The sequence below is a fragment of the Microbacterium sp. ISL-103 genome (genome assembly GCF_018613995.1).
Taxonomy (GTDB): domain Bacteria; phylum Actinomycetota; class Actinomycetes; order Actinomycetales; family Microbacteriaceae; genus Microbacterium.
This window is the reverse complement of record NZ_JAGGPD010000427.1, coordinates 1-3,956: the sequence shown is the minus strand read 5'-3', so window position 1 is coordinate 3,956 and position 3,956 is coordinate 1. Positions and strand designations below refer to the sequence as shown.

Here is a 3,956-nt window from a genome sequence, read left to right as displayed (position 1 = left end):
GGCCGCGATGGCCGCCGAACGGGGGCTCCCGACCGTCGCCCTCGTCGGCGCGGTCACGGCTGCCCTCGAATTCTAGGAACCCGATGATGAGCATGCGGTCGAGCTGCAGCAGCTGCTGCGCACCGAGTATGCACTCGCGTTCACCGCGCAGACGACCGGTCTCGATCCCGAGCATCCGCTGTTCCCCGCGATCCGAGACGCCGTGGCCTCACGCCAGACGGCCCTGCGCGCCTCCTGGGCGTCGCGGCACGAGTCACCTGCGCCCTCTGCCGATACGATCGGCGGAGGGCGCACGTGCGTGCACAGCGAGGTGCAGGAGCAGCATGAACAGATACGCGATCATCGGCGCAGGGCCGTCAGGACTCGCCGCCGCCCGCGCTCTCTCGACGCGCGGGATCGGCGTCGACGGTTTCGAGGCATCCACCGGGGTCGGCGGGCTCTGGGACATCGACAATCCGCGCAGCACCATGTACGAGTCCGCGCACCTGATCTCCTCCCGCACCACGACCGAGTTCGCCGAGTTCCCGATGCGTTCCTCCGTCGACTATCCGGGTCACCGGGTGCTGCGGCAGTACTTCGAGGACTATGCCGAGCACTTCGGTCTGAGCGATCTCTTCCGCTTCGAGACACGGGTCACCCGTCTCGAACCGCGCGACGGGGGCTGGGATCTCACCAGCTCCGGGCCCGACGGCGAGCACACTCGATGGTACGCAGGCGTCGTGCTCGCGAACGGCACCCTTGCGGAGCCGAACGTACCCTCGTTCCCCGGAGACTTCACCGGCGAGCTCATGCATACGAGCTCCTACACCTCCCCCTCTCAGCTCTCCGGAAAGAGAGTGCTGCTGATCGGAGCGGGCAACTCCGGATGCGACATCGCGGTCGACGCCGTTCACCATGCCGCGTCGGTCGACATGAGCGTGCGTCGCGGCTACTACTTCGTGCCGCGATACCTGTTCGGACGTCCGAGCGACACCCTCAACCAGGGGCGGCCGCTGCCGGCGCGCCTCAAGCAGGCGATCGACAGCCGGGTGCTCCGGGCGTTCACCGGCGATCCGGCGCGCTTCGGCTTCCCGAAGCCCGACTACCGCATCTACGAATCCCACCCGATCGTGAACACCATGATCCTGAACCACCTGGGTCAGGGCGATCTGCGCATTCGGCCCGATGTCGAGCGCTTCGACGGCACGACCGTGCGGTTCCGCGACGAGACCGCCGGTGACTACGATCTGGTGCTGCTCGCCACCGGCTATCGGCTCGACTACCCCTTCGTCAACCGGCGGCATCTGCACTGGGGAGGCGCCTCCCCCCGACTGTTCCTGAACGTCTTCCCCGCCTCGTTCAACGGCCTCTACGTGATGGGGATGATCGAGGCCTCGGGCATCGGCTGGCAGGGCCGCTACGAGCAGGCGGAGCTGCTCGCGGCCTATCTCGACGCCGTGCAGCACGCCCCCGCTCGAGCGGACAGGTTCCGCACGCGCGTCACCTCGGAGGCATGGCCCGACCTCACCGGCGGCTACCGATACCTCGGCCTCGAGCGAATGGCCTACTACGTCAACAAGGACGCCTACCGCGGCGCGGCGCGACGCGAGAAGAGCGAGCTGGAATCGCCGATGGCGGCCGGCCGGGTCTGAGCGCCGGCGTCGAGGTCGCTCACATCCGCACGCCGTAACGTTGACGACGTGCAGAAGAAGCGTGGCCGTCGCGTCATCACGGTGATCCTCTGGGGACTCGTCGCAGTCCTCGTGCTCGGAATCGGCGGCATCGTCGCCTGGAGCCAGATCGGGGTGATGCCCGCCGAGAAGGAGCCGCTCGCGAGCGTCCGCGACAACACCGCGATCCATGTCGAGGACGCCGAACAGGGCATCGTCCTGACGCCGGCCGACGGCGACTCCGAGGTGGGCCTGGTCTTCATTCCCGGCGCGAAGGTCGATCCCTGGGCATACGCCCCCATCCTGCAGAGCCTCGCTGAAGACGGCGTCACGGTGGTCATCACCCGCCCGTGGCTGAACCTCGCGTTCTTCGATCTGCGCGGCCTCGACGCTTTCACCTCCGCTGCCCCCGACATCGACGACTGGGCCATCGGCGGACACTCGCTGGGCGGTGTGCGGGCCTGCCAGCTCGCAGCCGACGCCGAGGCACTCGTGCTGTTCGGCTCGTACTGCTCGAACGACGTCTCGGAGACCGACCTCTCGGTGCTGAGCATCTCGGGCAGCGAAGACGGCCTGTCGACGCCGGACAAGATCGACGCGGCGCGCGACCTGCTGCCCGCGGACGCCGAGATGGTCGAGATCGAGGGCGCATCCCACGCCTCGTTCGGCGACTACGGCCCGCAGGCGGGCGACGGAGAGCCCGCGCTCTCGAGCGACGAGATGCACTCCGAGGTGTCTCGGATCCTCGTCCCGTTCATGGCCGAGGTGCCGCGGGACTGACGACGCGACCGGTCAGCCGAGAACGCGATCGAGCGACGGATGCAGGTGTCGGGTGCCGAGCGCTGACGCCGCCGATCGCGCGCCCGCAGTGAGCGCCGCGGGCACGTCGGCTCCCTCGAGCCGGGCGTCGAGAACGCCGGCGAGGAACGCGTCGCCCGCGCCGTTCGTGTCGATGACCTCGACGGGCACGGCGGAGATCCGGTGCACGCTGCCTTCGGCGTCGACGGCGACTGCCCCCTCCGCACCGAGCGTGCAGACCGCGAGCGATGCCCCGGCCTCGACGCGCGATCGCAGGAACGCCACCGGATCGTCGAGGCGATCCGCATTGCAGAACACCGCATCCGCGGCCGCGAGGAACGGCCTGTGGAAGTCGGCCGTGCCGTCGTAGTCGTGCACGTCGACCCAGATCGGTCTCGCCGTGTCGCGCGCCGCGGGGAGCAGGCGCAGCGGCTCTGCGGCGAGGTCGAGGACGATGACGTCCGCAGCGCTCATCGCCGCATGCAGATCCGGATCGTGCGTGCCGTCTGTCGCTGCCGGGGAGGCGAGGTAGAGCGAGACCCGACCGCCCTGCCGCGTCATGAGGTTCAGATGACGTTCCGTCGCGTCGCCCGCACCCCAGAGTGCGCGGACTCCGGCCTCGGCCATCGCCGCACGGATGCGGTCGCCCGGTTCGTCTGCCGCAGTCAGCGCATAGAGCAGCGTCGGACGGCCGAGAGCGGTCAGGCTCAAGGCCTTTCCCGCGCTCGTTCCTCCGAGCGTCTCCCAGCTCGCCTCGGCGAACTGCATGTGCGGCACGGGCTCGGGCAGTCGGTCGAGCACGACGATCGAGTTCCACGAGACGGGCCCCGCGACGAAGACGGATGCGGTCATGCGCGTGGTCCCCGACACCCGCCGATCAGATGTCGAAGCCCTCTGCGATCATCTCGACCAGCTCTTCGCGCTCCTCGACCGGGAGGAATGCGGCTGCGGCGGCGTTGAACTGGAAGGTCTCGAGATCGTCGAGGTCGTACTCGAACGCCTCGACGAGCAGCGACAGCTCGCGCGTCAGCGACGTCGCACTCATCGTGCGGTTGTCGACGTTGACCGTCACGGCGAAACCGAGCTGGTAGAGCAGGTCGAACGGGTGATCGGCCATGGTGTTGCCCCACGCGGCGATCGCTCCGGTCTGGAGGTTCGACGACGGCGACAGCTCGAGCGGGATCTCGCGGTCGCGCACCCAGCGCGCCAGGTCGCCGAACTGCACCTGCACCTCATCGCCCTCCTCGGTGATGACCTGCAGGTCTTCGGCGATCCGCACGCCGTGTCCGAGGCGCAGTGCGCGGCCGTCGAGCAGTGCCGAGCGGATCGATGCCGGGCCCGCCGCCTCGGCCGCCCGGTGGTTCGGGGCGGGGAACCCGTCTTCCGGGCCGGCGATGTCGAAGCCGACGGCGCCGCGGCCGCGGAAGCTCACCGCGAGCTCGGCGATCTCGCGCGAGCGGTCGGTGTGGCGCATCGCGGTGATCAGCTGGCCGACGCGGATGCTCTGGC

General features: G+C 69.3%; 4 protein-coding genes. 2 read left to right on the top strand and 2 right to left on the bottom strand.

Going from position 1 to position 3,956, the window contains the following annotated elements:
- Positions 1-323: 323 nt before the first annotated feature.
- Together J7E68_RS15080 and J7E68_RS15075 are read left to right on the top strand one after the other, a co-directional pair.
- Entirely contained in the window at positions 324-1,631 is a 1,308-nt protein-coding gene (locus J7E68_RS15080; RefSeq protein ID WP_215173942.1) for an NAD(P)/FAD-dependent oxidoreductase, read from the top strand.
- Between the two features lie 48 nt (positions 1,632-1,679).
- On the top strand, positions 1,680-2,429 hold the full coding sequence (locus tag J7E68_RS15075) for an alpha/beta hydrolase (protein ID WP_215173940.1): 750 nt from the start codon (positions 1,680-1,682) through the stop codon (positions 2,427-2,429).
- A 12-nt stretch (positions 2,430-2,441) separates the two neighbouring features.
- On the opposite strand, the gene J7E68_RS15070 is transcribed toward J7E68_RS15075, so the two are convergent.
- Positions 2,442-3,299, bottom strand: a complete 858-nt coding sequence (locus J7E68_RS15070; RefSeq protein WP_215173938.1) for a carbohydrate kinase family protein — start codon at positions 3,297-3,299, stop codon at positions 2,442-2,444.
- Between the two features lie 25 nt (positions 3,300-3,324).
- The coding region (locus J7E68_RS15065) for an adenosine deaminase (RefSeq protein ID WP_396652512.1) at positions 3,325-3,956 on the bottom strand (632 nt) is incomplete at its 5' end.

What these genes read in the sequence shown, in the direction of transcription:
- J7E68_RS15080 (WP_215173942.1), top strand. Translation starts at nt 324, where the DNA reads ATGAACAGATACGCGATCATCGGCGCAGGGCCGTCAGGACTCGCCGCC.
- J7E68_RS15070 (WP_215173938.1), bottom strand. Translation starts at nt 3,299, where the DNA reads ATGACCGCATCCGTCTTCGTCGCGGGGCCCGTCTCGTGGAACTCGATC.